This window comes from Georgenia subflava (assembly GCF_009193155.1).
In the GTDB taxonomy this organism is placed as follows: domain Bacteria; phylum Actinomycetota; class Actinomycetes; order Actinomycetales; family Actinomycetaceae; genus Georgenia; species Georgenia subflava.
Genome location: NZ_VUKD01000004.1, coordinates 176,099 through 201,842, shown reverse-complemented (window position 1 = coordinate 201,842; position 25,744 = coordinate 176,099). Strand labels below are relative to the sequence as shown.

General features: G+C 71.8%; 32 protein-coding genes and 1 tRNA gene. 15 read left to right on the top strand and 18 right to left on the bottom strand.

The features are described from left to right. Positions 1-143 precede the first annotated feature (143 nt). From GD748_RS14340 to GD748_RS14300, 9 genes are all read left to right on the top strand, one after another. Positions 144-452: an ArsR/SmtB family transcription factor gene (locus GD748_RS14340; protein ID WP_152196217.1), complete on the top strand. Its 309-nt coding sequence runs from the start codon at positions 144-146 to the stop codon at positions 450-452. 2 nt (positions 453-454) lie between these two features. Then, on the top strand, positions 455-937 hold the full coding sequence (locus tag GD748_RS14335) for an SRPBCC family protein (protein WP_152195901.1): 483 nt from the start codon (positions 455-457) through the stop codon (positions 935-937). Between the two features lie 185 nt (positions 938-1,122). Then, complete coding sequence (locus GD748_RS14330; protein ID WP_152195900.1) at positions 1,123-2,514, top strand: sensor histidine kinase; 1,392 nt, start codon at positions 1,123-1,125, stop codon at positions 2,512-2,514. Then, complete coding sequence (locus GD748_RS14325; RefSeq protein ID WP_152195899.1) at positions 2,511-3,362, top strand: response regulator transcription factor; 852 nt, start codon at positions 2,511-2,513, stop codon at positions 3,360-3,362. The genes GD748_RS14330 and GD748_RS14325 overlap by 4 nt, the downstream gene beginning before the upstream one ends. Before the next feature lie 181 nt (positions 3,363-3,543). After that, on the top strand, positions 3,544-4,437 hold the full coding sequence (locus GD748_RS14320; RefSeq protein ID WP_152195898.1) for an ABC transporter ATP-binding protein: 894 nt from the start codon (positions 3,544-3,546) through the stop codon (positions 4,435-4,437). Then, positions 4,434-5,657 (top strand): ABC transporter permease, encoded by a 1,224-nt coding sequence (locus GD748_RS14315; RefSeq protein WP_152195897.1) that lies wholly within the window; start codon positions 4,434-4,436, stop codon positions 5,655-5,657. Before GD748_RS14320 ends, GD748_RS14315 begins: the two co-directional genes overlap by 4 nt. Positions 5,658-5,858: 201 nt before the next feature. Continuing rightward, entirely contained in the window at positions 5,859-6,275 is a 417-nt protein-coding gene (locus GD748_RS14310; RefSeq protein WP_152195896.1) for a VOC family protein, read from the top strand. A gap of 375 nt (positions 6,276-6,650) precedes the next feature. Then, positions 6,651-7,148, top strand: a complete 498-nt coding sequence (locus GD748_RS14305; RefSeq protein WP_152195895.1) for a hypothetical protein — start codon at positions 6,651-6,653, stop codon at positions 7,146-7,148. Positions 7,149-7,265: 117 nt separating this feature from the next. Beyond that, the gene (locus tag GD748_RS14300) at positions 7,266-7,619 is read left to right on the top strand and encodes a nucleotide pyrophosphohydrolase (RefSeq protein WP_152195894.1); all 354 of its coding nucleotides are present in this window, start codon (positions 7,266-7,268) and stop codon (positions 7,617-7,619) included. Between the two features lie 13 nt (positions 7,620-7,632). On the opposite strand, the gene GD748_RS14295 is transcribed toward GD748_RS14300, so the two are convergent. The 3 genes from GD748_RS14295 to GD748_RS14285 all read right to left on the bottom strand — a co-directional run bounded on the left by GD748_RS14295 (position 7,633) and on the right by GD748_RS14285 (position 8,707). Further along, on the bottom strand, positions 7,633-7,827 hold the full coding sequence (locus GD748_RS14295; protein WP_152195893.1) for a hypothetical protein: 195 nt from the start codon (positions 7,825-7,827) through the stop codon (positions 7,633-7,635). 80 nt (positions 7,828-7,907) lie between these two features. Then, positions 7,908-8,459, bottom strand: coding sequence for a hypothetical protein (locus tag GD748_RS14290; RefSeq protein ID WP_152195892.1), 552 nt, complete (start codon positions 8,457-8,459; stop codon positions 7,908-7,910). After that, entirely contained in the window at positions 8,456-8,707 is a 252-nt protein-coding gene (locus GD748_RS14285; RefSeq protein WP_152195891.1) for a helix-turn-helix transcriptional regulator, read from the bottom strand. The genes GD748_RS14290 and GD748_RS14285 overlap by 4 nt, the downstream gene beginning before the upstream one ends. Before the next feature lie 139 nt (positions 8,708-8,846). On the opposite strand from GD748_RS14285, the gene GD748_RS14280 reads away from it, so the two are divergent. Further along, the gene (locus GD748_RS14280; protein ID WP_152195890.1) at positions 8,847-9,467 is read left to right on the top strand and encodes a hypothetical protein; all 621 of its coding nucleotides are present in this window, start codon (positions 8,847-8,849) and stop codon (positions 9,465-9,467) included. A 120-nt stretch (positions 9,468-9,587) separates the two neighbouring features. After that, positions 9,588-10,439: an SMP-30/gluconolactonase/LRE family protein gene (locus GD748_RS14275; RefSeq protein ID WP_152195889.1), complete on the top strand. Its 852-nt coding sequence runs from the start codon at positions 9,588-9,590 to the stop codon at positions 10,437-10,439. A gap of 107 nt (positions 10,440-10,546) precedes the next feature. Here GD748_RS14275 and GD748_RS14270 read toward each other — a convergent pair whose 3' ends face one another. The 4 genes from GD748_RS14270 to GD748_RS14255 all read right to left on the bottom strand — a co-directional run bounded on the left by GD748_RS14270 (position 10,547) and on the right by GD748_RS14255 (position 13,817). Continuing rightward, on the bottom strand, positions 10,547-11,800 hold the full coding sequence (locus GD748_RS14270; RefSeq protein ID WP_152196216.1) for an enolase C-terminal domain-like protein: 1,254 nt from the start codon (positions 11,798-11,800) through the stop codon (positions 10,547-10,549). 11 nt (positions 11,801-11,811) lie between these two features. Then, on the bottom strand, positions 11,812-12,624 hold the full coding sequence (locus tag GD748_RS14265; protein ID WP_152195888.1) for an SDR family NAD(P)-dependent oxidoreductase: 813 nt from the start codon (positions 12,622-12,624) through the stop codon (positions 11,812-11,814). Between the two features lie 112 nt (positions 12,625-12,736). Beyond that, positions 12,737-13,537: a bifunctional hydroxymethylpyrimidine kinase/phosphomethylpyrimidine kinase gene (gene thiD, locus GD748_RS14260; protein WP_152195887.1), complete on the bottom strand. Its 801-nt coding sequence runs from the start codon at positions 13,535-13,537 to the stop codon at positions 12,737-12,739. A gap of 204 nt (positions 13,538-13,741) precedes the next feature. After that, a tRNA-Ala gene (locus GD748_RS14255) sits at positions 13,742-13,817 on the bottom strand. Positions 13,818-14,126: 309 nt separating this feature from the next. Here GD748_RS14255 and GD748_RS14250 point away from each other — a divergent pair. Both GD748_RS14250 and GD748_RS14245 read left to right on the top strand, forming a co-directional pair. Next, on the top strand, positions 14,127-14,534 hold the full coding sequence (locus tag GD748_RS14250) for an ankyrin repeat domain-containing protein (RefSeq protein WP_152195886.1): 408 nt from the start codon (positions 14,127-14,129) through the stop codon (positions 14,532-14,534). A gap of 210 nt (positions 14,535-14,744) precedes the next feature. Next, positions 14,745-16,493 carry an MDR family MFS transporter gene (locus GD748_RS14245; protein WP_226921395.1) on the top strand — a complete coding sequence of 583 codons (1,749 nt, stop codon included), beginning with the start codon at positions 14,745-14,747 and terminating at the stop codon, positions 16,491-16,493. A 177-nt stretch (positions 16,494-16,670) separates the two neighbouring features. Here GD748_RS14245 and GD748_RS14240 read toward each other — a convergent pair whose 3' ends face one another. The 5 genes from GD748_RS14240 to GD748_RS19570 are packed head-to-tail and all read right to left on the bottom strand — an operon-like array spanning position 16,671 to position 20,316. After that, positions 16,671-17,288 (bottom strand): histidine phosphatase family protein, encoded by a 618-nt coding sequence (locus tag GD748_RS14240; protein WP_152195885.1) that lies wholly within the window; start codon positions 17,286-17,288, stop codon positions 16,671-16,673. Beyond that, entirely contained in the window at positions 17,285-17,683 is a 399-nt protein-coding gene (gene rsfS / locus GD748_RS14235; protein WP_152195884.1) for a ribosome silencing factor, read from the bottom strand. The genes GD748_RS14240 and rsfS overlap by 4 nt, the downstream gene beginning before the upstream one ends. 37 nt (positions 17,684-17,720) lie before the next feature. Next, a complete protein-coding gene (locus tag GD748_RS14230; protein WP_152195883.1) occupies positions 17,721-19,448 on the bottom strand; it encodes a hypothetical protein in 1,728 nt (575 codons plus the stop codon). Next, positions 19,445-20,149 (bottom strand): nicotinate-nucleotide adenylyltransferase, encoded by a 705-nt coding sequence (gene nadD, locus GD748_RS14225; RefSeq protein WP_152195882.1) that lies wholly within the window; start codon positions 20,147-20,149, stop codon positions 19,445-19,447. The genes GD748_RS14230 and nadD overlap by 4 nt, the downstream gene beginning before the upstream one ends. An 11-nt stretch (positions 20,150-20,160) precedes the next feature. After that, positions 20,161-20,316 (bottom strand): hypothetical protein, encoded by a 156-nt coding sequence (locus tag GD748_RS19570; protein ID WP_193312956.1) that lies wholly within the window; start codon positions 20,314-20,316, stop codon positions 20,161-20,163. A gap of 149 nt (positions 20,317-20,465) precedes the next feature. On the opposite strand from GD748_RS19570, the gene GD748_RS14220 reads away from it, so the two are divergent. Further along, positions 20,466-21,077 carry a class I SAM-dependent methyltransferase gene (locus GD748_RS14220; protein ID WP_152195881.1) on the top strand — a complete coding sequence of 204 codons (612 nt, stop codon included), beginning with the start codon at positions 20,466-20,468 and terminating at the stop codon, positions 21,075-21,077. 43 nt (positions 21,078-21,120) lie between these two features. Here the strand turns inward: GD748_RS14220 and GD748_RS14215 are convergent, their stop codons facing one another. The 6 genes from GD748_RS14215 to GD748_RS14190 all read right to left on the bottom strand — a co-directional run bounded on the left by GD748_RS14215 (position 21,121) and on the right by GD748_RS14190 (position 25,131). Continuing rightward, on the bottom strand, positions 21,121-21,555 hold the full coding sequence (locus tag GD748_RS14215; RefSeq protein ID WP_152195880.1) for an SRPBCC family protein: 435 nt from the start codon (positions 21,553-21,555) through the stop codon (positions 21,121-21,123). Continuing rightward, positions 21,552-22,106, bottom strand: a complete 555-nt coding sequence (locus tag GD748_RS14210) for a UDP-N-acetylmuramate dehydrogenase (protein ID WP_152195879.1) — start codon at positions 22,104-22,106, stop codon at positions 21,552-21,554. The genes GD748_RS14215 and GD748_RS14210 overlap by 4 nt, the downstream gene beginning before the upstream one ends. A gap of 200 nt (positions 22,107-22,306) precedes the next feature. Continuing rightward, positions 22,307-23,614, bottom strand: a complete 1,308-nt coding sequence (locus GD748_RS14205) for an alpha-amylase family glycosyl hydrolase (RefSeq protein WP_152195878.1) — start codon at positions 23,612-23,614, stop codon at positions 22,307-22,309. A gap of 42 nt (positions 23,615-23,656) precedes the next feature. After that, the gene (locus tag GD748_RS14200) at positions 23,657-24,490 is read right to left on the bottom strand and encodes an SDR family oxidoreductase (protein ID WP_152195877.1); all 834 of its coding nucleotides are present in this window, start codon (positions 24,488-24,490) and stop codon (positions 23,657-23,659) included. Further along, the gene (locus GD748_RS14195) at positions 24,487-24,765 is read right to left on the bottom strand and encodes a hypothetical protein (RefSeq protein ID WP_152195876.1); all 279 of its coding nucleotides are present in this window, start codon (positions 24,763-24,765) and stop codon (positions 24,487-24,489) included. Before GD748_RS14195 ends, GD748_RS14200 begins: the two co-directional genes overlap by 4 nt. Before the next feature lie 30 nt (positions 24,766-24,795). Beyond that, positions 24,796-25,131, bottom strand: coding sequence for a DUF3140 domain-containing protein (locus tag GD748_RS14190; RefSeq protein ID WP_152195875.1), 336 nt, complete (start codon positions 25,129-25,131; stop codon positions 24,796-24,798). Positions 25,132-25,499: 368 nt separating this feature from the next. On the opposite strand from GD748_RS14190, the gene GD748_RS14185 reads away from it, so the two are divergent. Next, positions 25,500-25,730, top strand: coding sequence for a helix-turn-helix domain-containing protein (locus GD748_RS14185; RefSeq protein WP_152195874.1), 231 nt, complete (start codon positions 25,500-25,502; stop codon positions 25,728-25,730). The last annotated feature ends 14 nt before the right edge of the window (positions 25,731-25,744 follow it).

Sequence of the window (25,744 nt, the reverse complement as noted above, 5' to 3'; positions counted from 1 at the left end):
CTGGCCGACGGCGGGTTGGCGCGGGGGTCCTTGACACAGCACGACGCCTGGAGCATTCTGGTTGTCAATCACATGGTTGATCAAGGCGAAGGTTGATAACGGTGGACCGATCCTTCGACGACGAGCTGCTCGACCGGGCCTTCATGGCCCTGGCCGACCCGGCGCGCCGCCGCATCGTCGCCCGGCTCAGCCGGGGGTCGGCAACCGTCAACGAGCTCGCCGAACCCTTCGAGATCAGCAAGCAGGCGATCTCGAAGCACATCCAGGTCCTCGAGCACGCCGGGCTCGTCACGCGCACGCGCGACGCGCAGCGGCGGCCCGTCCACCTGAACCCCGCACGGCTGGAGGCCCTCACCGCGTGGATCGACCGCTACCGGTTGGTCCGCGAGGCACAGTTCCGCACTCTCGACGCCGTGCTGGAGAACAGCACCAAGCACATCCCGAAGGAGTGATCATGAGCAACGCACTGAACGTCACCGTCCCGGAGGGCCTGCCCTTCATCGACTACGAGCGGGAGTTCGACTTCCCGGTCGCCGACGTCTTCCGCGCCCATGCCGACCCGGCCCTCATCGGTCAGTGGCTCGGCCCGCGCGGCATGGAGATGTCGGTCGACCACTACGACTTCAGCACCGGGGGCAGCTACCGCTACACCCACACGCGCGACGGCGAGTCCTACGAGTTCAGCGGCGTCTTCCACACCGTCCGCGAGAACGAGTTCGCCATCCAGACGTTCGAGTTCCACGGCTACCCTGACGTCGTCAGCATCGAGTCGATGACCTTCCACGACCTGGGCGACGGCCGCTGCAAGATCGTCGGCCACTCCGTCTACCCGAGCGTGGAGGCCCGCGACGGCATGGCGCAGTCCGGCATGGAGGAGGGCATGGGCGACGGGTACGAGCGTCTCGAGGAGCTGCTCGGCAAGACGGTCGCGGCCTGACCGGGTCGGGGCTCCCCTCCCCCGGACCCACCGCTGCACGACACGACGACCGCTACTGGTGCACCAGTAGCGGTCGTCGTGTCGTGGCGCGGTCGCCGCGGAGCCGCACCGGGCGGCTCTCCCTCTCAGGTCGTCCACCTCGCGACGGACGTGACCCGCCGGTGCCACAACTAGGCTGGGTCACCATGTCGACCGAGCCTGCCCGCGCACCGCTGGCGACGCGCCTGACCGCGTGGCTCAACGACCCCCTCGACCCGCTCTGGGAACGGCCGGCCCCCACCGCCCGCCAGCAGCGCGACGACGTCATCGCCGCGGTGGGCCTGGTCGCCGTCGCCATCGTCTCCGTCGTGCTGACGAAGTCGATGGGCGCACGCATCGAGGGCGAGGAGGCGTGGCGGGCGTACGTGGCAGTGGCCCTCATGGTCGCGCCGCTCGCCCTGCGCCGTCGCCGACCGGTCCTGGTCCTCGTGGTGTCCTCGGGACTCTTCCTCGGCCTGTCCTACGTCAGCCCCGAGGCGAGCACGTCGCTGATGTTCCAGGCCGCCTACTTCGCGGCGCTGTACGCCGCGGTCGCCTGGGCCCGGGACCGCCGCCTGCTGTGGATCGCCATCGGCGTCGTCCTGCTGACCATGGCGCTGTGGCTCGTCGTCATGTACACCATCAGCAGCGGCGCCGACCAGTTCATGAACGCCGACCCGGCCGGCCCGGTCCCCCAGTTCGCCGCGGCGGTGCTGTTCACGGCCCTGATCAACCTCGCCTACTTCGGCGGCGCCATCCTCATCGGGCGCAGCTCCTGGCGCGGCGCGCTGCAGCGCGTGCGGCTGGCGGAGCAGGCGGAGCAGATCTCCGACCAGGCGGACGAGCTCGCGCGGCGCGCCGTCGTCGACGAGCGTCTGCGGATCGCCCGCGAGCTCCACGACGTCGTCGCCCACCACGTCTCGGTGATCGGCGTGCAGGCCGGGGCGGCCCGCAAGGTCCTCCCGAGGAAACCGGAGGCGGCCGAGGGGGCGCTGCGCACGATCGAGTCCGCCAGCCGCGAGGCCGTCGGCGAGATGCGCTCGCTCCTGGGGGTGCTGCGCAGCGAGACGTCGCTCGGTCGCACCGGCGGGGAGGACCGCGCGCCCGAGCCCGGCCTCGCCGACCTGGCCGACCTCGCCCGCCACCACCGCGAGCGCGGCCTGGACGTCCACCTCACCCTCCACGAGGAGCACCCCGACGACCTCGAGCGGGTGACGGAGCCGCTGGCCCTGTCGATCTACCGCTGTGTGCAGGAGTCGCTCACGAACGTCGTCCGGCACTCCACGGCGACCAGCGCGTCGGTCACGGTGCGAACCGGCACGACCGCCTCCACCGCGGACGCCGGTTCGCCGCAGCCGTCTCGGTGGGTCGAGGTCGAGGTGGTCGACGACGGCCGGCCGCGGCCGGGCACCGCAGGTACCGGCTTCGGGCTGCGCGGCGTCTCCGAGCGGGTGGCGCTGCACGGCGGCGAGGCGGAGATCGGTCCGCGCCGCACCGGCACCGGCTGGCGGGTGCGCGCCCGCTTCACCGTCCGCGCCCTCGAGAGGGAGACCGCATGAACCCCGTCCGAGTGCTCATCGTCGACGACCAGGCGCTCGTCCGCTCCGGATTCGCGATGGTGCTGTCGGTCGAGGACGACATCGAGGTCGTCGGGCAGGCCGCCGACGGCGCACAGGCGCTGGACCTGCTCACCGAGGTCGGCGCCGACGTCGTGCTGATGGACGTGCAGATGCCGGTGCTCGACGGGATCGCCGCCACGCAGCGCGTCGTCGAGGCGGACCTCGCCAAGGTCATCATCCTGACCACCTTCGACCGCGAGGACTACCTCTTCGCCGGCCTGGCCGCCGGGGCGAGCGGCTTCCTGCTCAAGAACGCCGACCCGGACGACCTCGTCGCCGCCATCCGGGCGGTGGCCGGCGGGCACGCGCTGCTCTCGCCGGAGGTCACGGTCAAGGTCATCGCCCGCCTCGTGGCCGAGGGGACGGCCGGCGCCGCCGGTGCGGCCGGCGGCTCGGCGATCGGCACCTCGGGCGGCTCGGCGGTTACCGCCGGCAGCTCGGCCACGTCGGGCGCCGCCTGGGGGACCAGCGCGGGTGGCCCGACCGGCGGCAGCCCCGCCACACCGGCGTCGGGTGCTCCGGCCGGATCCCCATCGCACGCGCCGTCGCCGGGGACCGCCCGACCGGCCGGCCCTGCGCCGATGGTCGACCCGCTGACGGCCCGCGAGCGCGAGGTCCTCGTGCTGCTCGCCGACGGCCGCTCGAACGCCGAGATCGCGAGCGAGCTCTTCGTCGGGGAGGCGACCGTCAAGACGCACGTCTCGCACATCCTCACGAAGATCGGTGCGCGCGACCGGGTCCAGGCAGTGGTCTTCGCCTACCGCACCGGCCTGGCCGGCCGAGCCTGAACGGCCTCCCCCACAAGGGCCTCCCCCGCAGGACGGAGCCGCCAGGATCAACCGCCCGGCCGATGTGACGCCGTCGTGCCCCTTCATAGGCTCGAGGCAGCCGGTCGGAGGAGGGCCGCCCGGCGGCCGCGGGGGCCACGGTCCCCGCGGGTCCGAACCATCGACAAGGACGTGAGAGCACATGCCGCAGTCCCCACCGGCCCTGGAGGTCCGGGGCCTGACCCGACGCTTCGGGGAGAAGACCGCCGTCGACGACGTCTCGTTCGTCGTCGAGCCGGGCAAGATGACCGGGTTCGTCGGGGCCAACGGTGCCGGGAAGACCACCACCATGCGCATGATCATGGGCGTGCTGGTCATCCACTCCGGCACGGTCCTGTGGGGCGGCCGGCCGATCACCGGGCACGACCGCTCCCGCTTCGGGTACATGCCCGAGGAGCGCGGCCTCTACCCGAAGCAGCCCGTCCTCGACCAGCTCGTCTACCTCGGGCAGCTGCGCGGGATGACCCGGTCCGACGCCGCCGCCGAGGCCGCCCGGCTGCTGGAGCGCTTCGGGCTCGGCGGACGCGGCAAGGACAAGCTCGAGTCGCTGTCGCTGGGCAACCAGCAGCGGGTGCAGATCGCGGCGTCGCTGCTGCACGGGCCCACCGCCCTCGTCCTGGACGAGCCCTTCTCCGGGCTGGACCCCGTGGCGGTCGACTCGATGGTGGACCTGCTGCGCGACCGGCTCCGCGAGGGTGTCCCGGTCCTGTTCTCCAGCCACCAGCTCGACCTCGTCGACCGGCTGTGCGACTCCCTCGTGGTCCTCTCCGACGGCAAGGTCATGGCCGCCGGGACCAGCGAGGAGCTGCGCTCGCGCGGGCCGCGCCGCCACCGGATCGCCACCGTGCCCGACGCCGGCTGGCTGCGCGACGAGCCGGGCGTGACGGTCCTCGACGTCGACGGCTCCACCGCCGTCGTCGAGCTCGCCGACGGCGCCCACGAGCGGGTGCTCTCCCGGGCCGTGGGCCACGGGCTCACCGAGTTCACCCCGCTGGAGCCGTCCCTGTCCGACATCTACCGGGAGGTCACCCGATGACCACCACCGCCCCGACCCCGACCCCGACCGGCAGCCCGACCGTGGGCGTCGAGACCTCGGTCCGTCACCCGTGGCTCGTCGTCGCGACGCGCGAGATCATCGTGAAGCTGACGGACCGGAACTTCATGCTCTCCACGGCGCTGACCCTGGTGCTGATCGCCGCCGGCGTCGTCTTCTCGTCGTGGATGAGCGGGCGCACCACCGAGCACACGGTGGCCGTGGCCACCCCTGCCGCGGCGGAGATCGTCGCCGCCGGCGAGGAGGCCATCACGGCCGACGGCGACGCCCTGACCATCTCGGAGGTCGGCTCCGAGGACGCGGCGCGAGAGGCCGTGCTCGCCGAGGACGCCGACGTCGCGCTGCTCGAGGGCCCCGACGGCTGGACCCTCCTCGGGCTCAGCGAGATCAGCTCAGCCCTGTCGACCACCCTGACCGAGGAGGTCGAGAACGCGACCCTGATGGAGAACGCCGGTGCCGCCGGCCTCACCGTCGAGGAGCTGACCGCCGGTTCCGCCGTCAGCACCGAGCTCCTCGACGACGACGCCGGGCGCGCCACGATGGCTTCGATCATCGGGTTCGCGTTCGCGTTCCTGTTCTACATGGCGGCGATCGTCTTCGGGATGACCATCGCCAACTCCGTGCTCGAGGAGAAGCAGAACCGCGTGGTGGAGATCCTCGCCACCGCCATCCCGATCCGTCAGCTGCTCTACGGCAAGGTGCTGGGCAACTCGCTGCTCGCGTTCGCCCAGATCGCGCTGTACGCCGTCGTCGCCCTGGTGGCCGTGAACGTCATGGACGTGGCCGCGGATATCGGGTGGATCCTGGGCGCGTCCGGGTGGTTCATCGCGTTCTTCGTGGTCGGATTCACGGCGCTGGCGGCGGTGTGGGCGGTGCTCGGCTCGCTGGCCAGCCGCAGCGAGGACCTGCAGTCCAACACCGGTCCGGTCATCACCGTCATCATGGTGGCGCTGTTCGTGGGGCTCTTCGCCACCGGGACGCCGTTGGCCGTGGCCAGCTACGTGCCGGTGGTCTCGTCCGTCGCCATGCCGGTACGGCTGCTGTCCGAGGACGTGGCGGCGTGGGAGCCGATCGTGTCCCTGGGCGTCACCGCGGTCGTCGCCTACCTGCTGCTGCGGCTGGGCGAGCGGATCTACCAGCGCGCGGTCATGCAGGGTGGCACCGCCCTGACCTGGCGACAGGCGATGCGGCTGGAGGCCTGAGCGGGTAGCACGACGTGCGGCCGGTCCGCGGGGACCGGCCGCACGGTCGTGTCCGGGCTCGTGCGGATCGTCGTCAGCCGCAGGACGCGCTGCCGGAGGCCAGCGCAGGCTGCGCTGCCGGAGGCCAGAAAGGGGCTGGCGTCGGCAGCGGGCAAGGCGCAAAGATGAACGCGCAGGTCGTCCCCGAACAAGGAGGTTCCGATGCCCGCACGACTCAGCCCCTACCTGGGGTTCCGCGACAACGCCAGGGCGGCGATGGAGTTCTACCAGAGCGTCCTCGGCGGAACGCTGGACGTCAGCACGTTCAGCGAATTCCAGGCGAGCGAGGACCCGGCCGAGGCCGACAAGGTCATGCACTCGCAGCTCGAGACCGACAACGGCATGACGCTGATGGCCTCGGACACACCGAGCGGCATGGAGTACTCGGAGGGAGGCAGCCACTCGGTGGCCATCTTCGGCGACGACGAGGCCGAGCTTCGAGGCTACTGGGACAAGCTGTCCGACGGCGGCACGGTCACGATGCCGTACGAGAAGGCGCCCTGGGGCGACACCTTCGGCATGCTCGTCGACAAGTTCGGCATCACCTGGATGATCAACGCCGCGGGGCAGCAGCAGTAGCCGCACGAGGGCCGCGGGGCAGCAGCAGTAGCCGCACGAGGGCCGCGGGGCCGCAGCAGTAGCCGCACGACGGCCGCGGGGCCGCGGTACCAGCCGCACGAGAGCCGTGGGCCCACGGCCAACCGGCCGTATGACAGCCGCGGACGGGCGTCGCCGACCGGCGCCCGTCCGCACCTGCGCAGATCCGGGACGAACGGCTGTCGCCGGCGTGCGCAACGGGTCGGTCCGGCACGCCGAGCCGTGCGTGCGTCCGGACCGACCGCAGATGAGAGGTCTGTCATCTGCTCCTCCTCGTCGTCTCACCATCGGTGGGCAGAGTTGTGGTCATCAGGAACCCGACGGACCACACCCGGTCCGACCACGACAGGAGGAACCATGAAGTCTCGCAAGTTCTGGATCGCCACCGGAACCCTCAGCGCCGTCGCCATCGTCGGCGGCGTGGGCGCGGCCGTGGCCGACACCAACAACCCCGCACCGGTCGACGAGACCACCGACGCCCCCAAGGCCGAGCTCAACCTGCCCGGCGACGCGCTCCTGACCGACGCCACCATGGACGAGCGCGCCACTGACCCGGCAGCCACCACGGCGGGCTCGGCGACGACAGCAGTCTCGGCCGTCAGCGCCCAGACCGCCGTCAGCGCGGTCTCGGCCCAGAGCCCGATGACTCCGCAGTCGGCCCCCACCCCGGTCTCCGCACCCAGCCCCATGACGCCGCAGTCGGCCCCCAGCCCCGTCTCCGCGCCCAGCCCGGTCTCCGCGCCGAGCCCCGTGTCAGCCCCGAGCCCGGTCTCCGCCCAGTCCGCCCCGTCGCCCGTCTCGCCGGCGAGCGCCGCCTCGGCCGTCTCCGCCCCGTCCGCCGGCTCGGCCGACTGACGCTCGGCTCGACCCGGGCCACTGAGACTCGGCTCCCCGGCCCGCCAGCGTCGCCGTTCAAGCTCCCGCCCCGCGACCGATACGTCGCGGGGCGGTCGCGTGCGGTAGACCTGCCGCATGGACATCTCCGACGTGCTCACCCGCCTGCGCGACTTCACCGACGAGCGCGACTGGGCGCAGTTCCACACCCCACGGAACCTCGTGCTGGCCCTGGTGGGCGAGGTGGGTGAGCTGGCCGAGGTGGTGCAGTGGCGCACCGACGAGGAAGTTCTCGAACATGCCCGGACCGCGGAGGGGCACGAGGCGCTGGCCGACGAGATCGCCGACGTCTTCACCTACCTGCTCGGCATCGCCGACGCCCTCGACATCGACCTCGACGAGGCGGTCAACGCCAAGATCACCAAGAACGCCGAGAAGTACCCGGCCCACCTGGCGCGCGGCTCGAACGCCAAGTACACGGAGCTGCCGTAACGGGTCGGCGCACCTACCGCCCCGGCCGGTCCCGCCGCCGCGCGGTGAGGACCAGAGCCACACCCACGAGAGCAACCACCGGACCCAGGACCGCCCAGAGAGTCACTCCCGTCATCACGCTTCCCGGCAGGACACCGAGCCCCTGCAGGGTCCAGACCGCACCGACGGTGACCAGCACGACCCCGGCGATCACGCGCGACCAGCGCATCGGCATCCTCCCGCTGCAGCAACGGTGCGAGCCTTGCGGCGATCGTCGCCGCCGGCAACCGCTGCGCGAGGAGCCGGGCGCTACTCCTCGTCGGCCACCGGGTCGCGATCGCGGGCGACCCGACGGGACCTCCGGGCCGTCATCACGACCCCGACGATCCCGCCGCCGATCCCGCCGATGAGGGCGCCCTTGACGAGGCTCTGCAGGACACCGCTGGTCGCCTCCAGCTCCACGGCCGGCACCTCGATCAGCCCGTGTCCGGTGAACACGGTGTAGAGCATCGACGCGAGCACGAGCACGAGGGCGCCGAAGACCACCAAGGTGTGCACGAGCCGGTCCCTGAGGCTGCCCCGCCGGGCCAGCTCCTCCAGCTCGACGCCGCGGCGTCCGGCGTACCACATGGCCGCCACGCTCGGCACGAACGTCGCCAGAACCAGCACCACCGGCAGCAGGAGCTGGCCGAGAACCGCGGCAACCACCGCGCCGAGGAGCGAGGCGTAGATGCCGATCGTGACACCGAAGGCGCTGGCCTCCATGAAGACGCCACGCTCGCGCTCGTCCCCGTAGACGGGGCTGTCCAGGCTCATCAGCCGCGCGACCCCGCGGTCCAGCGCATTCTGCCTGCGGCTCATCGTTCTCCTCCGGTGTGTGTGCCTGCCTCGATGAAGAGCTCCTCCACGGTCGCCTCGAGCGCGCGGGCGATGCGCAGCGCGAGGAAGACCGACGGTGCGTAGTCGCCCTGCTCGATCGCGATGATGGTCTGCCGGCTCACCTGTGCGACGTCGGCCAGCTCCGCCTGCGTGAGCTTCAGTGCCCGACGGCGCAGCCTGATGGGGCTGCTCGTGCCGCCCGCTGCAGCCGTGGCCTGTCTCGGAACCATGGACGAGATGTTAACGATCCTAGACATCTGAAGTCAAGAACTCTTGACATTGCGCCGCGACCGGCACCCAGCAACGAGAAGGCCACGCAGGGAGGGAGCCGCAGGCGCAGCGCTTCGCCGGTGCGGCAGACTGCCGGGCATGCACCGAGGTACCGGCCCCAGCTGGCAGATGTCCCTCAGCGATCCCGACGATCTGGTGCTCGCGCTCTACGTGCGCGACGCCTGCGGGCTTGCGGCCCGCCCCGACGTGCCACGCCTCGCGCCGCCGGTCCCGTCTTCGCGTGCTGCCGCGGACTCGGCCAACCTCGGTGAGCAGTGGTCGGCGTGGTGGTCCGCGCTTCTGGAGAACCGCCCGCAGGGCCGGGCCTGGTACGGCGCGTTCGTCACCGAACAGCTCGGCTCCCAACCGCCTCCCTCGGACCACGCCGATCTCCTGCCGATCGGTCCGGATCTGATGGAGGCACTGGTCAGCCTGCTGCGACCGGCGATGCGCTGGCGAGCGACGAACCGGTACCGACCCCGCCGAGGCCCCGAGGTCCCCCGAGAGGTGGCTCTCCTCGAGACATACCTCGTGAAGGACATCGAGCGGGACATCGGCCGACGGGCGCACCCGTTCGCGTACCGGCTCGAGGTCGTCCCCGTACGGGGGCGATGGTTCGTCGACCTCTCACCCACCGACCTGCTCGCGAGCGAGGAGCTCGTCGCGGACTCCGACTCCTACCGTGACGTGCTCCGCCCGCGGCTCACTGCCCTGGCGTGAAGCCCGGCTCGCAGACGTGGCCGCGAGCTCGTCAGCTCCAGGTTGTCGGCTCCGGTCGTTGAGCTCCGGAGTCGTAGGCACTGGGTCGTGGGCTGCCGGGTCGTGGGCAACACTGGGTGGGTGCGCAGGGCCGAGCAGATCACCGACGTCGTCGCCGACCACGGTGAGGGCCCCGTCTGGTCGCCGACCTGGGGCGGCCTCCGTCTCGTGGACATGCTGGTCGGCGACCTGCTGACGCTGCGCGCCGACGGTGGCGTGGACCGGATGAATGTCGGCCGCGTCGCCGCGGTCGTGCGCCCGCGCCGGGACGGCGGCTACGTCGTCGCCACCGAGGTCGGCATAGAGCTGGCCGACGACGTCGACAACGCCCCGACCCGACACGTCCCCGTGGTCACAGAGCCGGGGATCCGCACGAACGAGGGAACCGCGGCACCCGACGGCAGCCTCTACGTGGGCACGAGCGCCTGGGACCAGGCCCCTGACGCCGCGGCGCTGTACCGGATCACCCCGCAGCTCGCCGTCGAGCAGGTGCTCGGCGGCGTGACGATCTCCAACGGCATGGGGTTCTCGCCGGACGGGTCGCTCGCCTACTACGTGGACAGCAAGACCGGTCTCCTCGAGGTCTTCGACGTCGACGCGGGCCGGATCACGAACAGGCGCCCGCTCGTGGACCGCCGGGGCGACGACGGCGAGCTGGACGGTCTGGTCGTGGACGCCGCGGGCACGATCTGGGTCGCGGTGTACGGCGCCGGTGAGGTCCTGCGCTACGACTATGGCGGACGCCTGCTGGAGCGGATCTCGCTGCCGGTCCCCCACGTGACGGCATGCACCCTCGGCGGCCCCGACCTGACCGATCTGTTCGTCACGACGTCGCGTGGCGGGCTCGGTCCGAGCGCACACCCGGCCGCCGGGGCGCTGTTCCGGGTCCCGGTCGACGTTCCAGGCCTGCCGGTCGCCCCGTTCGCCGGCTGACGTGGACTCCCGCTGCTCACCACCTCTCGACGGCGGAGCGCCGTCGGCATGCAGATCTCCCCGCGCACAGGTCGAACGCCGACGACCGCTCCGCCGGCGGGGCGAGGTCAGTACGGCTCGCGGTCCATCGCCGCCGGACGACCGGCCACCGTCGGGTCGGCGAAGTCGCGGTTCGGCAGCATGGGGTACCAGCCGGCGCGGCCGGGGTCGCGGTCGTAGGGGTAGGGGCCGAGCTCGCGATAGAGCTCGGCGTACTCGGCGACCTTGTCGCGGTCGAGACTCACCCCGAGTCCGGGAGTGTCCGGCACGGCGATCCGACCGTCGCGGTAGAGCATCTTCCCGCCCTCGATGACATCGTCGCGCAGGTGGTGGTAGTGCGCGTCGGCGGCGAAGGAGAGGTTGGGCAGGACGGCGCCCAGGTGCAGCATCGTGGCGAGCTGGATGCCGAGCTCGCCCGAGGAGTGCACGGCGACGCCGAGCTGGAACGTCTCGCACACGCCGGCCGCCCGCACGCACGGCCGGATGCCGCCCCAGAACGTGGTGTCCAGGAGGACGACGTCGGCCGCGGGGGCCAGGACGTTGGTGGCCAGCTGCTCGAAGTTCACCACCACGGTGTTGGTCGCGAGCGGTATCGGGGTGTTCTCGCGGACGCGGCGCATCCCGTTCAGCCCGTAGCACGGGTCCTCGAGGTAGTCGTTGGGCAGGTCCTCGATGCCGCGGGCGAACTCGATGCTCTCCTCGGGGCTCAGCACGCCGTTCGGGTCGTAGCGGAAGCGGTCGCCGGGGAGCGCCTCGGCGAGTGCCCGGTAGGCCTCGCGCTCGTAGCCGGGGTCGAACACGCCACCCTTGAGCTTGTGCACGGTGAAGCCGTGCTCGGACTTGAGGTCACGGGCGTGCGCGACGAGCTGGTCGGGGTCGCGCACCTCCCCCGAGCCGTCGGCGGAGGGGTAGCGGAAGAAGAGGTAGGAGGCGAACTCGACCTCCTCGCGGACGGCCCCGCCGAGCAGGGCGTGCACGGGCAGAGACGTGTGCTTGCCGAGGATGTCCAGGCAGGCGAACTCCACGGCGGCCAGCAGCTGCGTGCGGTTGTTGTACAGGCTGGCCGTGGGGTTGGCGAGCATGAAGCGCAGCGTCTCGGTGCGGGCCGGGTCGTGGCCCACCAGGTACTCCTTCAGCGCCACGATCGCCGCCTCGGCGCTCTGCCCGCCGCCGCCCATCTCGCCGAGCCCGACGATGCCGTCGTCGGTCTCGATCTCGACGATCGTGCGCACGAACCGTCCCCAGTGCGCCCCGTTGCTGTGCCGCAGCGGAGCTTGGAGGGGGACGGTGACGGTCGTGGCACGCACGTCCGCGATCCGCAGTCCACTCCCTCTCATCGCCCGGCCTCCGGCAGCGCGACGGCCAGCCCGGCGGTGAGGCCGCCGTCGACCTTGAGGTCGGTCCCGGTGATGAACGAGGCACGCTCGCTGAGCAGGAACTCCACCGCTTCGGCGACCTCTGCGGGACGGGCGACCCGGCCGAGCGGGTGCGCACGCCCCCACTCGGCCAGCAGGTCCTCGACCGGTCGGTCCTCGCTGAACAGCCCAGCCGCCCAGCGCAGCATCGGGGTGTCGACCGAACCCGGGCACACGGCGTTGACCCGGATGCCCTCGCCGGCGTGGTCCACGGCCATGGCCCGGGTCAGAGCCACCAGCGCCCCCTTGCTGGCGGAGTAGGCCGCGACGTCGGTCTGGGCGCCGTAGGCCTGGACGGAGGCCACCAGGACGATCGCCCCGCCGCCGCGGGCACGCAGCAGCGGCACGCCGACGCGGCAGGTGTTGAACGCACCGCCGACGTTGACGTCCATGACCTCGCGGTAGGTGCTCGGGTCGGTGGACTCCACCGTGCCGTAGCGCTGGATGCCGGCCGCGCAGACCAGGGCGTCGAGGCCGCCGTGCTCGGTGCGGACCCGGTCCGCGACCTCGGCGAGCCGGTCGACGTCGGTGACCTCGGCGACCATGGGCACGACGGCGCCCGGGAAGTCCGCCAGGGACTGTGCGGCGGCGGCGAGGCCGTCCCCGTCGCGGTCGAGGGCGACGACCGTGGCGCCGCGGGCGACCAGCAGCTCGACGACGGCGGCGCCGATCCCGGCCGCGGCCCCGGTGACCAGGGCGGTGCGGCCCGTCCAGGACAGCTCGGTCGTCATGGGCGACAGCTCCTCGGAGCGTGGCAACGGCATACGGTCTCGACCCTGATGGGCCTCGGCGACGGCCACGAGGCGATCGAATCACCTGACCGCCCGGCGGGCAAGGGAGCCCTCAGCCGGCGTAGGCGCCCTGCCAGACGGTGTCGAACGGCGTGCGGGCGGCGACGCGGCCCTTGATCCCAGCGGTGACGAAGTCCTTCGCCAGGGCGACGGCGGAGGCGACGTCGGCACCCTTGGCGAGCTCGGCAGTGACAGCCGCGGCCAGGGTGCAGCCGGCGCCGGAGACCCGCTCCTCCCCCACCTTGGGAGCCGAGAAGACGGTGATGTCGGTGCCGTCGAACAGCACGTCCACGGCATCGTCGCCGGGCAGCTCCACACCGCCCTTGACCAGCACGTACTGCGGCCCGAGCGCGTGGATGCGGCGGGCGGCCTCGGCGAGGTCCTCGACGCTGTCGATGCGGTCCATGCCGGAGAGGGTCCGAGCCTCGAAGAGGTTCGGCGTGACGACGGTGGCCAGCGGCAGGATCTGCTCGCGCAGGGCGTTGTCGGTGTCCAGCGCGGCGCCGGGCTCCTGGCCCTTGCAGATGAGGACCGGGTCGAGCACCACGTGCCGCCAGGGCTGACGGCGCAGGCCGTCGGCGACGACGTCGATCGTCGCCGGCGTGCCGAGCATGCCGATCTTGACGACGTCGAGCTCGTGGGCCGAGGTGGCCGCCTCCATCTGGTCGGCGATGACCTCGGGGGCCACGGGGACGAACCGGTGTGCCCAGTCCTTCTTCGGGTCGAAGGAGACGATGCACGTCATGGTCCCGAGGCCGTAGACGCCCAGCTCCTGGTAGGTCTTCAGGTCGACCTGGATACCGGCGCCGCCGGTCGCCTCCGAGCCGGCGATGACGTAGGCGAGCTTGACCACTGGCACTTCTCCTATCGGCGGGACTGGGCGGCACGGCCCAAAGAGCGACCATCAAGGGTAGCCCAGGATCACCGTCGACCTCGGCGAGACGCTCGACCGCTGGCGTCGGAGCTGAGGACCGACCGACCACGCACTGACGGTCCGGGCCTGCACGGCGCCGGAGACAGCTCGGGCCGCCCTCCGTGGGAGAGCGGCCCGGTCTGCTGGTGGAGCTAGAGGGATTCGAACCCTCGACCTCTTCCATGCCATGGAAGCGCGCTACCAACTGCGCCATAGCCCCGCACGCCCCGTGGGGCGAGGACTACTGTATGGCATCCCCGGCCCGCAGTTCCAATCCGTGCCGGCGTGAGCCTCGCCACGGCGGTCGCCCGGCGGGCCGCCTTGACCGCCTCCCCGCCCTGCACGTCGGATCCCTGCCGCGCGCCTCACCGCGGGTACCCCGGCGGGCCGGTTCCCCGCGCACATCGCCGCCGGCGCCTCGGCTGGCCGGCCTGTCCGCCTCCGCCGTCCTGAACGCCCTGCTTCCCTGAACGCCCTGCTTCGGGCACCCCGGCAGGCCGTCCTGGCGACCCGCACCTATCGTGGACGCATGAGCGACGAGCCGTCCGACGACACCCTCGCCCTCGCCGAGCGGCTGTTCGACCTGGCCCGCGAGGGCGCGACGGCGGAGCTCACCGCGTACCTCGACGCAGGCGCCCCGGTGGACCTGACCAACGCCAAGGGCGACACGCTGCTCATCCTCGCTGCCTACCGCCAGCAGGCGGAGACCGTGCGTGCCCTGCTCGAGCGCGGCGCCGACGTCGAGCGGCTGAACGACCGCAACCAGAACGCCCTGACGTGCGCGGTCTTCAAGCAGGACCCGGGGATCACGGCGATGCTGCTCGAGGCCGGTGCTGACCCGGACGCCGGCTCCCCCAGCGCGCGGGCCACCGCCGAGTTCTTCAACCTGCCGGAGATGGCCGCCGTGCTCGCCGGGCACCGCCCGCCCTCGAACTGAGGCTCGCACTCGCTGTGGCGCACGTCATCACGCGCGCGACAAGGTAGGACGTCGGTCGCGGACTAACGTTTGACCCGAGATTACGGGCGCGAACGCGTGGAATTCACGGCCCCCGCGCATCGTTCTCTCCAGCAGCCACGCCGTGCCGGTCCGCCGGCCGAAGCGGCCCAGCCTCGTCATCACCCGCACCACGCCCGCCTGGAGACCCCTGTGCCCACGTCCACCGCCGTCGCGCACGAGCGAGCGCCCATCGTCCTGGACCGTCGGACGGTGTGGTTGATCTTCGCCGCGCTCATGGCGTCGATGTTCATGTCCTCGCTGGACCAGTCGATCATCGCGACGGCGATGCCGACGATCGTCGGCGAGCTGGACGGCGTGGAGCACCAGGGCTGGCTCATCACCATCTACATCCTCGCGGTCGCCGTCGTCATGCCCCTGTACGGCAAGGCGGGCGACACCTGGGGACGGCGCTACCCGTTCCTGATCGCCATCGCGCTGTTCACCGTGGCGTCGGCCGGTGCCGGGTTCGCGACGAGCTTCTACGAGCTGGTCGCTTGGCGCGGGGTCCAGGGGCTCGGCGGCGGCGGGCTGATGATCCTGTCGCAGGCGATCATCGCCGACATCGTGCCGGCCAAGGAGCGCGGGAAGTACATGGGGCCGATGGGCGCCCTGTTCGGCGTCTCCGCCGTCGCCGGCCCGCTGCTCGGCGGCTGGTTCACCGAGGCGCACGACTGGCGCTGGTCGTTCTGGATCAACCTGCCGATCGGCCTGCTCGCCTTCGCCGTCGCCTGGGCGACGCTCAAGCTGCCCAGCCACCGCTCCGAGCGTCGCGTCGACGTGCTCGGCGCCGTCCTGCTGGCCGTCGCGACGTCGGCGCTGATCATGGTCGCGACCTGGGAGTCGATGGTCGGCAGCTACGACCTCGACGACGGAAGGCTCGTCGCCCTGATCGCCGGCACGGTGCTCGCCGCCGTCGCGTTCGTCGCCGTCGAGCTGCGCGCCGAAGACCCGATCCTGCCGATGCGGCTGTTCAAGAACTCCGTCTTCACGCTCTCCACGCTCGTCGGCCTGGTGATCGGGATGGGCATGTTCGCGGCGCTGGGCTTCCTGCCGACGTTCCTGCAGATGGCCACAGGGGTCGGGGTCACCGAGTCCGGGTTCCTCATGATCCCGATGATGGTCGGCATGATGGCCACCGCGATCAGCTCGGGTGTCGCCATCACGAAGACCGGTCGCTACAAGATCTACTCGATCGCCGGCATGGGCATCGCCACCGCCGCCCTGGTCTGGATGACCACCATCACCGCCGAGATCTCGATGCTGCAGTACTCGGCGATGATCTTCGTGCTCGGCGCCGGCCTCGGCCTGGTCATGCAGACGATCGTCCTGGCCGTGCAGAACGCCGTCGACCCCGCCGAGATCGGCACCGCCACGAGCGCGAACAACTTCTTCCGCGAGATCGGCGCCGCCGTGGGGACGGCGCTGTTCAGCTCGATCTTCACCTCGCGCCTGGTCGACGGCCTGGAGGAGGTGCTCGCCGGCGTGCCGCAGGGCGCGGGAGAGGTCGCCTCGAGCTCACTGACCCCGGAGACGGTCGCCGCGCTGCCCGAGCCGTTCAAGACCGGCATCGTGGAGGCGTACGCCGACGCTCTGGCCCCGGCGTTCTGGTACCTGGTGCCGCTGCTCGCGACCGGCTTCGTCCTGACGTTCTTCATCCGGGAGATCGCCCTGTCCGACATCGCCGGCATGGTCGCGCGCGGCGAGGCCATCACCGGCGAAGAGGCTCAGGCACTGCTCGCCGAGCAGGCCGACGCCGGCGGCTCGCTCGCGCCGGCCCGCCGGGACGAGCCGGACGGCCTCGTCACGCGGGGCGATCTGGCCGTGCCCGGTGACCTGGACCCTGGTGACCTGGTCACGAGCGCATCGTCCGACGACGTCGGCGCACCGGCCGCCCGCTGAACCGGTACTGGGTTCCTCCGTCAACGCCGAACGACACGTTGCGCACCGCCTGAAGCCGGCGCCGACGACCCGTTCGTGTCAGTCGGCGCACCTCGGTCGCCGAGCGACACGTTGCGCACCGTCTGACGCCGGCAGATACGACCCGATCGTGTCGGTCGGCGCTGTCGACAGCAACAGTCAGTCGAGGCCCATGTTGTAGGCGCTCAGCCGCCAGGCGGGCTCGCGGCCGGGGTTCGGGTGCATGATCGCCCAGCCCGAGTTCTCCAGACCGGTGAGACCGAACCACTCGGCGGGGTCGAGACCGAGCATCACCGTCTGCCCCAGGGTGATCGCGGCGCCGTGCGCGACGACCACGAGGACGTCGTTCTCACCGAGCTCGGCGGCGACCTCCTCGATCGCAGCCGCCACGCGGGTGGCGCACTCGGTGCGGGTCTCCGCGTCGATGCCCTCCGGCTCGCGCCCGTGCCGCCACGCGACGAACGCGTCGGGCCACCGTGCCTGGATCTCCTCCTGGGTCAGCCCCTCCCAGTCGCCGAAGCTGCGCTCACGAAGCCGGACGTCGACGCTCGGGCGCACACCGGTACGCACGGAGAGCGCCTCGGCCGTCTCGACGGCGCGCACCAGGTCGGAGGTGATGATCCGGGTCGGCTCGAGGGGCGCGAGCGCGGTGGCCGCCATGCTCGCCTGACGCCGCCCCTCCTCGTTGAGCTCGATGTCGGACTGGCCCTGGAGTCTCTTGGCGGCGTTGTACTCGGTCTGCCCGTGCCGCCAGAGGATGACGGTTCCCGCGGTCATCCCTGGTCCGGCTCGTTCTCGTCGGCCGGCACGTAGAGGTCGTCGGGCAGGCCGACGACGGGGCAGTCCTTCCAGAGCCGCTCCAGGGCGTAGTACTCCCGGTCCTCCTCGTGCTGGACGTGCACGACGACGTCGCCGTAGTCCATGAGCACCCACCGGGCCTCGGACAGCCCCTCCTTGCGCACCGCTTTGGCGCCCTCCTTGTGCAGCGCCTCGTCGATCGCGTCCACCACGGACTTCACCTGCCGCTCGTTGGCGGCGGAGACCACCAGGAAGACGTCGGTGAGCACCAGCCGCTCGGAGACGTCCAGCGCGATGATCTCCTGGGCCTTCTTGTCGGCCGCCGCGCGCGCCGCGACGACGGCGAGGTGGCGGGAACGGTCGTCGGCGGGCACAGGTCTCCTCAAGGGTGGCGGAACGGCTGGGGTGATCCTACGTGCTGATTCCGGACGGAAGCGCTCCGGCGAGGCTCTGGATCCGGATCTCGGCCCCGGCGTCGGCGCCGTTGCTGTTGTTGAACCAGAGCAGGCCGATGAGCAGGCCGATCACGACGGCGGCCAGCACGAGGGCGATGATCTTGACGAGCGAGGCGGCCGGGTTGCGGCTCTGGATCTCCTCGACGTACGCAGGCTCCTCCTCGGGCACCTCGGCCGCGCTGGTGGCGGAGCTCCCGGTCGTGGCCGAGGCGGTGGCCATGCGGTCCCGCAGCGACCGCCGCTCCGGCTGCTCACGCAGTGCTCGCCGGTTGGTGGTGTCGGTGCCCGCGGCCTCGTCCGCCGACGAGGAGGTGGCGGCAGAGAACTCGGAGAGGGACGCCCACTGGGGACGGATCTCGTCGTCGTCGTAGTCCTCCTCGTCCTCCGACGGCGAGAGAGCAGCGGCGGCGACAGCCTCGGGGCCGGTACGCGGCGACCGCGGCGCGGACGGATCCTCGTCCCGAACCGGAGCGGCCATCGCGACCGTCTGCTCGAGCTCCGGCTCGTCGTCCGGTGCCGCGGTCGTCGGCCGGCGTGCGGCGTAGACGGGTCCGGGTCCGGGTTCCGGCTCGCCCTCGTCGGACGCCGGCTGGGCGGACGCCGGCTGGGCGGACGCCGGCTCGGCAGTCTCCGCCCGGGGTACCGACGCCGTCGTGCGGCCGGCCGCCGCGGCCGGCCCTGCGGGCCGCTCGGCCGCCGCAGACCGCTCGGTGGCGGGGTCTGCGGATGCCGCGGACTCGGGCTCCTCCGCATCGGGCACCCTCAGGTGGTCCTCGCGGATCACGGGCAGGGCGACGGCGGACTCCCAGCCGGCCGGGTCGGTCGTCACCGGCGGCTCCGGCTCGGGCGGGGCGGCAGGTGCGGGACGGTCGACGGGCTGGACGCCGGTGAGAGTGCCCGTTGCGTCCAGCGTGCGGATGCCACGGGCGGTGTGCGGGGCTCGGACCACGGGTCGGCGGGTGGTCGTGGTTCGCTCGCTCGCCGGGGCGGCGCTGCCGTTCTCGATGGCTGCGAGGTCGTCGGCCTCACGCAGACGGTCGCGCATGGAACGGCGCGAGCGTGCCGCAGCGGCCGGTGAGGTCGGGGTCATGGCGGGTCCTGGCGGGACAGCCGGCGCCGCGCCAGAGGCGGGGCGCGCAGAGGCGTCGGCACCGGAGGCGGGGCGACCAGAGGCGTCGGCGCTGGACGCGGAGCGAGCAGAGGCGTCAGCACCGGACGCCGAGCGAGCAGACTCGGCGGCGGACGACTGGCTGACTGGCGAGGGCACCTGCGCCGACTCCCCGGCAGCACGAGCCCTCGCGGGGTCCGCGCTCGGGGCGCCGTTCGCGGTCGAATCCGGCTTCGCGGTCGTCGCCGCGGCCGAGGTCGGGGCCGAGGTCGAGCTCGGGGCTGGCGTCGGGGCCGAGAGCGGCTCCGACGTCGTCGGACCGGGCGGCGTCATCCCGGCCGCAGCGAGCCGATCGGCGACCTGCTCCGGCCCGGCGGGCGAGCCGTCGTCGTCGAGCAGAGGCAGCTCGCCGGTGGCGATGGCCTCCAGCCGGGCCTGCTCCTCCAGCTGGAGCCGGCGGAGCTCACGACGGGTCGGCGGCTGGGCCTGGCCGGCCTGCTCCGCGGCGAGGCGCGCGGCGCGCTCGGCCTCGCGGCGGCGTCGGCGCGCGCCCTTGGACGGATCTTGCTCGCTCACTTCCCAGCTCCCACGGCGCGCGGCGGCAGATTCATGCTCGTCGCGGCGCCCTCGTCGGTCAGCCGCGGCCGGACGAAGTCGTCCACCTTCGGCTTCCTCCCCTTGCGGTAGAGACCGTACTTGCCGATGTACTGCACGACGCCGTCCGGCACCAGGTACCAGACCGGCTTGCCGACGGCGACGCGCGCCCGACAGTCCGTCGAGGAGATCGCCATGGCGGGCACCTCGAGCAGCGACACCCCGGCGTCCGGCAGACCGGCGGGGTCCAACTCATGACCGGGACGGGTCACCCCGATGAAGTGGGCGAGGGTCCACAGCTCGTCGGCGTCCTTCCACGTGAGGATCTGCGGCAGGACGTCGGCACCGGTGATGAAGAACAGCTCCGCGTCGGGCATCTGAGCCTTGAGCTCGCGCAGGGTGTCGATCGTGTACGTCTTGCCGGGCCGGTCGATCTCCAGTCGCGAGACGGTGAAGCGCGGGTTCGACGCCGTGGCGACGACGGTCATCAGGTACCGGTGCTCGGCCTCGGTGACGTCACGGTCGACCTTGAACGGCTGCTCGCCGGTGGGGACGAAGATGACCTCGTCCAGCCCGAACGACTCACGGACCTCGCTGGCCGCGACGAGGTGCCCGTGGTGCACCGGGTCGAAGGTGCCACCCATGACACCGACCCGGCGTTTGCGCTGCTTCCCCCACGCCATCGCCGTCAGCGTCAGTGGCGGGTGTGGATGTTGCGGAACCCGTACGTCAGCAGCAGCAGGAGGAGTGCGATGCCGAGGGTGATGCCGCCGAGCACCCACGGGTTGACGGCCGCGGCCTCGGCGGCGTGCTCCGCCTCCTGCGCGAAGGTCATGAGCGAGCTCTTCATGGGTGTCCTTCCTCCAGTCCCGATTGCTGTGGACAGTCTTGCACGACTGGCGCACGCTGCGAGGCGACGCTCGCCGGGGCCGCAAGGGCCCGCGCGCGTCGGCCAGGCACTCTGTGAGCAACGCCGCAGGGCCGGTAGCGTGATGGCTCGTGTGGAGCGCCTATGCCGAGAAGTTCCGTCGGATGATCGGGGACGGGGTGGATCTCGGCACCGAGGCCCGCTTCGTCGACATGCTGCTCCCCCGCGGGAGCAACGTGCTCGACGTCGGCTGCGGTACGGGCTCGTTCGTCGCACACGTGCGGCGGGCAGGTCACGCGGCATGGGGCGTCGACGCCGACCCTGACGTCCTCGCCGTCGCGCACGAGCACTTCGATGCGCGGTGGTACGTGCGTGGCGATGCCGTGGCTCTGTCCGCGCCGTGGTGCGCGGAGAACGGGCTTCCTGGCTCGTTCCATGCCGTCACGATGCTCGGGAACGTGCCGGCGTTCCTTCCGGCGGGCTCCGCCGAGGGCCTGATGCGCGAGGTGGCGACCATCCTCGCTCCCGGCGGCTTCCTCGTCGTCGGGACCAGCGCGCGACGCGGCGCGGTTCAGCTGGACGACCTGGACGGCGCTGCCCGACGGGCGCGGCTGGATCTACGGGCACGATTCGCTGACTGGCACCTCGCGCCGTTCGACGACGACTCCCCGTGGTCGGTCTCGGTCTTCGCCGTCGACGGGGCTCTCGAGCACTCCAGCCCGGACGCCGTCTTCGTCCTTTGACTGAGAGGCGGCTGGGCCGGACCGTGCCCAGGAAGTCGGCCCGCTACCCGCTGAGGACCTCGGCGGTCTCCTTGAGGATCGCCAACGACTGCTCCCAGTTCTGCACGGAGTGCTGCGCCGCCTCCTCGCTGGGATTGTTGTCCTGCGTCAGGGTGACCCGGGTGCCGTGCGGAAGCTCCTCGAGCACGAAGGTCAGCGTGTGGTAGCTCTCGGGCACGTCGGGCTGTCCGCTCAGCGGGCTGTAGTGCGTGAACGTGAGCCGGCGAGGCTCGTCGACGTCGAGAATCTCGCCGTGATCCTTGAACGGCCGACCCTCCCACTCTCCGGTGAAGGTGATGGCGGCGCCGGGCGCGAAGCTGCTGGCGACGGTGGACCCGAACATGACCCGGCTGAACAGCTCGGGGCTGGTCAGGACCGTCCAGACGGTCCGCGGCAGCGCGTCGACGTCGGTGGTCGCGGTGGCGACGTGATCGGTCATGGTTGCTCCGCCCCGAGGATCGCCCCTGCCGGATCCTGCCGGCGCACGGCGTACTCGGTGAGCGGCAGCCTGTCGCCAGGCGTGATCCCCAGGCGTGCGGCGAGCTCTGGGTCACGGATGGGGCTGGTCAGGTCGCCCTGCCGGAAGAGCAACGAGACGTCGATGATGTCGTAGCGGTACTGCCCGTCGGGCAGGCGTTCCGCGAACCGGGAGGTCGACGGGCCGAGCTCGCACTCGGCGAACGCGAAGGTCCTCGTCCTGTCCGTGGCGCGGTCCCACGTCCCCACGGAGGCGACGACGTCGGCCACCGCCTGACCGTCGACCTCGGCATTGGTCCGGACGACGTCCGCGACGGCGCCGGGCACGCCACCCAGCCGCTCGATCCCCGGCCAGCCGGAGGTCGCCGCACGTCGAACGAGCTCGCCCCAGTCCACATCGCCACCAACGGTGACGTCGATCCCACCGCACGGCGTGAGGTCGTCCATCTCGCACGCCGACGCGTCGACGACGATCCGCGACCGCCGGGCGGCGGTCGATGCAGGGGCGTCCATGCCTCCATCCCACGCCACGTCCCGTGCGGACGCAAGGTGTCCGCCCGAAGTCTTACCTGGACGACGTCGCCCGCGCCGGCGACGATCCGCGACGGCTCGATGACGCCGGTGCGCGGCGAGCCAGCAGTGCTGTCAGTGCAGGATCAGCAGCAGTGCGGTCAGTGCAGGATCAGTAGCTGTCAGTGCAGGATCAGTAGCTGTCAGTGCAGGATCGCCCAGCCGTTGGCCGTCAGCCGCGCCGTCGCCTCGCCGAGCTGTGCAGCGCCGGCCATGACCTCGCCGACCTCCCCGACCGGCAGGTCGACCGGTTCGCCGGCGAGGTTGAGGACCACCACCAGACGCTCGGCGCCGGCCGTGACCTCGTAGGCCATCCATTCGTTGGCCAGCTCCAGCACCGTGGTGCGCGCACGGTGGAGCCACGGGTGCCGCCGCCGCACGCCGATGAGCTCCTGGTGCACCGCGTAGACGGGCCAGCCGGTCAGCGGCAGGTCGTCGGGACTCGCGGGGAACGGGGGGCGGATCGCGTCGTCGCCGCCCAGCCGCTCCTCCTTGATCCCCTCGAGGCCCTGCTCGTCGCCGTAGTAGACGCTCGGCGTGCCGCCGACGGTGAAGAGCACGACGAGCGCGTGCTCCAGGTGGCGCCGGTAGCTCAGCCGGCTGGCGATCCGGGTGACGTCGTGGTTCCCGACGAACGTCATCGGCGCGAACGTCTCGAGGAACCCGTCGTGGCGCCCGAGCGCGTGCGCGAGCTCGTACAGGTTGCGGTCGCTGACCGCCGACCAGATCGCCTTCCACAGCTCGTACTGGGTGACGGCGTCCATCCCCGACGTCGTCACGATCTCGGCGTAGTCGCCGTGGATGACCTCGCCCACCACGTAGACGTCGGGGAACTCCGCCCGCACCACCGGCAGCACCGACGCCCAGAAGGCCGGCGGCACGGCGTAGGCAGCATCCAGTCGCCAGCCGTCGGCGCCCGCGCGCAGCCAGTACCGCATGACCTCGGTGACCAGCTCGGCGACGGCCGGCGCCGCATGGTTCAGCGCGACCAGCCCCTGGTGCCCCTCGAAGGTTGCGTACTCGGGCGGGCGGGCTCCGTCGTCGGGCCAGGTGAGCCGGAAGAGGTCGGCGTCGTGGTCGGCGGGACCGCCGTCGAGCGCCGTCAGGAACGCGGGGTACCGGGACCCGACGTGGTTGAAGACGCCGTCGAGGACGATCTTCAGGCCGCGCTCGTGCGCCGCGGCGACGAGGGCGTCGAAGTCCGCGCGGTCACCGAGCCGGGGGTCGATCGTGAAGTAGTCGATCGTGTCGTAACCGTGGCTGTGCGACGTGAAGATCGGCCCGAGCAGCAGGCCGGAGACGCCGAGCTCGACGGCGTAGTCGAGCCAGCCGATCAGGTGCCGCAGGCGGTGCTCGACGACCGCCCCCTCGGGCAGGACGGGCTCGGCGCCCACGAAGCCCAGGGGGTAGACGTGCCAGAAGATCGCGTGCTCGTGCCAGGTGGTCGTCACGACGACCCATCCTGCCCCGACACGCGCAGGTGGGCACAAGTCTCAGGGACGGCGCCAGTCGTCGCTGGTCAGGTGCGAGCCGGCCTGCGGACCCATCTGGAGCATGCCGCCGTCGACCGCCCACGAGGCGCCGTTGACGTAGCCGCCGTCGGGCCCGCAGAGGAAGGCCACGGTGGCGGCGATCTCGCGTGCGTCCCCGGGCCGGGCGACCGGGATGCCCGGCCGGTACTTGTCCTCCAGGACCGACTCGTCCTCCTGGCCGGTCATCGGCGTCGCGATCTCGCCCGGCGCGACGGCGTTGACGGTGATGCCGTGCTCGGCGAGCTCGAGGGCGGCGACCTTGACCAGCAGGCCGAGGCCTCCCTTGGCGGCGCAGTACGGCGCGGCGCCCACCCGTGGGGCGTGCTCGTGGACGGAGGTGATCGCGACGATCCGCCCACCCTCCCCCGCGGAGACCATGTGCTTCGCGCCGGCCTGCAGGCACAGGAAGGCGCCGTCGAGGTCGACGGAGATGACGTCGCGCCAGGTGATGTAGTCCATCTCCAGCAGCGGGGTCGAGGTGCCGGTGCCCGAGCAGAGCACCAACGTGTCCAGGCCACCCATCTCGCCGGCGAACGCGTCCACGACGGCGGTGCCCTCCACCGGGTTGGTCAGGTCGAGCTGGCGCACGTAGGCGTGGGCGCCCGCGGCGCGCACCTCGTCGGCGGTGTGCTCGGCGCCCGCGGAGTCCTCGTGCCACGTGATGCCCACGTGCCGGCCCGGTGCCGCGAGCGCCACCGCGGTGGCCTTGCCGATCCCCGAGTCGGCTCCGGTGATCACGATCCGGCGCGGCTCGAAGGCGGCCGGTTCTTCGGTGGGATCGGGTTGTGCGCTCATCTGGCGACCAGTTTGAAGAAGGTGCTGTCCTCGCCGCTCGCCTTCTGCTGCTGGTAGAGGAACGCGAGCTTCTCGTCGTCGAACTTGGCGAACCAGTCGTCCCAGGAGATGTGCTCGAGGTCGTCCTCCCCGGCGCCACCGGGGAAGTCGATCCGCAGCACCCCGGCGCCGCCGGAGTCCTCGGTGCCGCGCACGCTCGCGGGCTTGCCGTCGTGCTCCTCGACCCACCGACGGATCTCGTCGTGGTCGGTGGTCGTCGTGCTCTCCGATGCCATCACTGCCCCCTCAGGCTGAGCGGGTCGTCCTCAGGCGGGTTTGAGCGGGTCGTGCCCGAGCGACATGAGCCGGTGCCGCCAGGCGGTGTCACCCGCCGTCGGCTCGGGCTCGTCCCCGCGGGCGGCGCGGATCTCGTCCACGACGGACCGCATGGTGGCGACGTCGCTCTCGCTGAGGTCGGTCCGACGCTTGCCGAGGACCTCGAGGACGGTGCGGGAGCGCTCGGAGCCGGTCTGGTCGGTGTATGCCTCGGACTGCTCCCCCGCGTCCGCCGTCGCAAGCCAGTCCCGCAGCTCCTGGGAGTTCATGTTCACGAGAGCGTGGAACTCGTCCCAGAGCTCGTCGTCGATGACCGTATCTGCCATGGCTCCTCCTGGGTGCGTGCGGCTGGTGTCGGTCTGTCGACGGTATGGCGCGTGCCGACCGCCCGCACGCCGAGCAGGAGAGCGTCGAGGTCGGCGTGCGGCGGAAGGTGCTCTGCCAAGACACCGACGACGCGGGTGGCGTTTCGCGGCCCGCGCCGTCGGGACGCCGCACACCCGGCCCCCATCGCGAGAGCATCGTCGAGACCGGGGTCTTCGACGTCACGGTCGACGGCGTCCAGCGCCATCCCAGAGCACCCTGGTCGAGACTGGCTTCGACGTCACGGTCGACGGCGTCCGGACATCCTCACGTCAACAATCGTTGACACACCGCTAGCGTCAACCTAGATTGACAAGGAGGAGGCGAGACGATGGGAGAGAGCACCATGGCTGCGCTGCTGGCCCAGGCGGAGGGCGAGGACCCGTTGAACGCGCTGGCCGCCGTCACCCGGCTCAACCGCGAGGTTCAGCGCACGGAGGCCGCAGCGGTGCGCCGTGCACGCACGGCCGGCGCCTCGTGGGCGGAGATCGCCGGCGCGCTGGGCGTGAGCAGGCAGGCCGTGCACAAGAAGTACGGCGGGACGAGGTTCGGCCGTGACTGACGACGGCTCCCCCA

Excerpts from the sequence above, each read along its gene's own strand:
- GD748_RS14290 (WP_152195892.1), bottom strand. The coding sequence starts at position 8,459 with ATGAGCCGCAGGCAGAATGCGCTGGACCGCGGGGTCGCGCGGCTGATG.
- GD748_RS14310 (WP_152195896.1), top strand. The coding sequence starts at position 5,859 with ATGCCCGCACGACTCAGCCCCTACCTGGGGTTCCGCGACAACGCCAGG.
- GD748_RS14305 (WP_152195895.1), top strand. The coding sequence starts at position 6,651 with ATGAAGTCTCGCAAGTTCTGGATCGCCACCGGAACCCTCAGCGCCGTC.
- GD748_RS14210 (WP_152195879.1), bottom strand. The coding sequence starts at position 22,106 with ATGGACGCCCCTGCATCGACCGCCGCCCGGCGGTCGCGGATCGTCGTC.
- GD748_RS14320 (WP_152195898.1), top strand. The coding sequence starts at position 3,544 with ATGCCGCAGTCCCCACCGGCCCTGGAGGTCCGGGGCCTGACCCGACGC.
- GD748_RS14280 (WP_152195890.1), top strand. The coding sequence starts at position 8,847 with ATGCACCGAGGTACCGGCCCCAGCTGGCAGATGTCCCTCAGCGATCCC.
- GD748_RS14250 (WP_152195886.1), top strand. The coding sequence starts at position 14,127 with ATGAGCGACGAGCCGTCCGACGACACCCTCGCCCTCGCCGAGCGGCTG.
- GD748_RS14190 (WP_152195875.1), bottom strand. The coding sequence starts at position 25,131 with ATGGCAGATACGGTCATCGACGACGAGCTCTGGGACGAGTTCCACGCT.
- GD748_RS14185 (WP_152195874.1), top strand. The coding sequence starts at position 25,500 with ATGGGAGAGAGCACCATGGCTGCGCTGCTGGCCCAGGCGGAGGGCGAG.
- nadD (WP_152195882.1), bottom strand. The coding sequence starts at position 20,149 with ATGGCGTGGGGGAAGCAGCGCAAACGCCGGGTCGGTGTCATGGGTGGC.
- GD748_RS14325 (WP_152195899.1), top strand. The coding sequence starts at position 2,511 with ATGAACCCCGTCCGAGTGCTCATCGTCGACGACCAGGCGCTCGTCCGC.
- GD748_RS14240 (WP_152195885.1), bottom strand. The coding sequence starts at position 17,288 with ATGACCGCGGGAACCGTCATCCTCTGGCGGCACGGGCAGACCGAGTAC.
- GD748_RS14340 (WP_152196217.1), top strand. The coding sequence starts at position 144 with ATGGCCCTGGCCGACCCGGCGCGCCGCCGCATCGTCGCCCGGCTCAGC.
- GD748_RS14335 (WP_152195901.1), top strand. The coding sequence starts at position 455 with ATGAGCAACGCACTGAACGTCACCGTCCCGGAGGGCCTGCCCTTCATC.
- GD748_RS14200 (WP_152195877.1), bottom strand. The coding sequence starts at position 24,490 with ATGAGCGCACAACCCGATCCCACCGAAGAACCGGCCGCCTTCGAGCCG.
- GD748_RS14295 (WP_152195893.1), bottom strand. The coding sequence starts at position 7,827 with ATGCGCTGGTCGCGCGTGATCGCCGGGGTCGTGCTGGTCACCGTCGGT.
- GD748_RS14315 (WP_152195897.1), top strand. The coding sequence starts at position 4,434 with ATGACCACCACCGCCCCGACCCCGACCCCGACCGGCAGCCCGACCGTG.
- GD748_RS14285 (WP_152195891.1), bottom strand. The coding sequence starts at position 8,707 with ATGGTTCCGAGACAGGCCACGGCTGCAGCGGGCGGCACGAGCAGCCCC.
- GD748_RS14330 (WP_152195900.1), top strand. The coding sequence starts at position 1,123 with ATGTCGACCGAGCCTGCCCGCGCACCGCTGGCGACGCGCCTGACCGCG.
- GD748_RS14300 (WP_152195894.1), top strand. The coding sequence starts at position 7,266 with ATGGACATCTCCGACGTGCTCACCCGCCTGCGCGACTTCACCGACGAG.
- GD748_RS14265 (WP_152195888.1), bottom strand. The coding sequence starts at position 12,624 with ATGACGACCGAGCTGTCCTGGACGGGCCGCACCGCCCTGGTCACCGGG.
- GD748_RS14215 (WP_152195880.1), bottom strand. The coding sequence starts at position 21,555 with ATGACCGATCACGTCGCCACCGCGACCACCGACGTCGACGCGCTGCCG.
- GD748_RS14195 (WP_152195876.1), bottom strand. The coding sequence starts at position 24,765 with ATGGCATCGGAGAGCACGACGACCACCGACCACGACGAGATCCGTCGG.
- GD748_RS19570 (WP_193312956.1), bottom strand. The coding sequence starts at position 20,316 with ATGAAGAGCTCGCTCATGACCTTCGCGCAGGAGGCGGAGCACGCCGCC.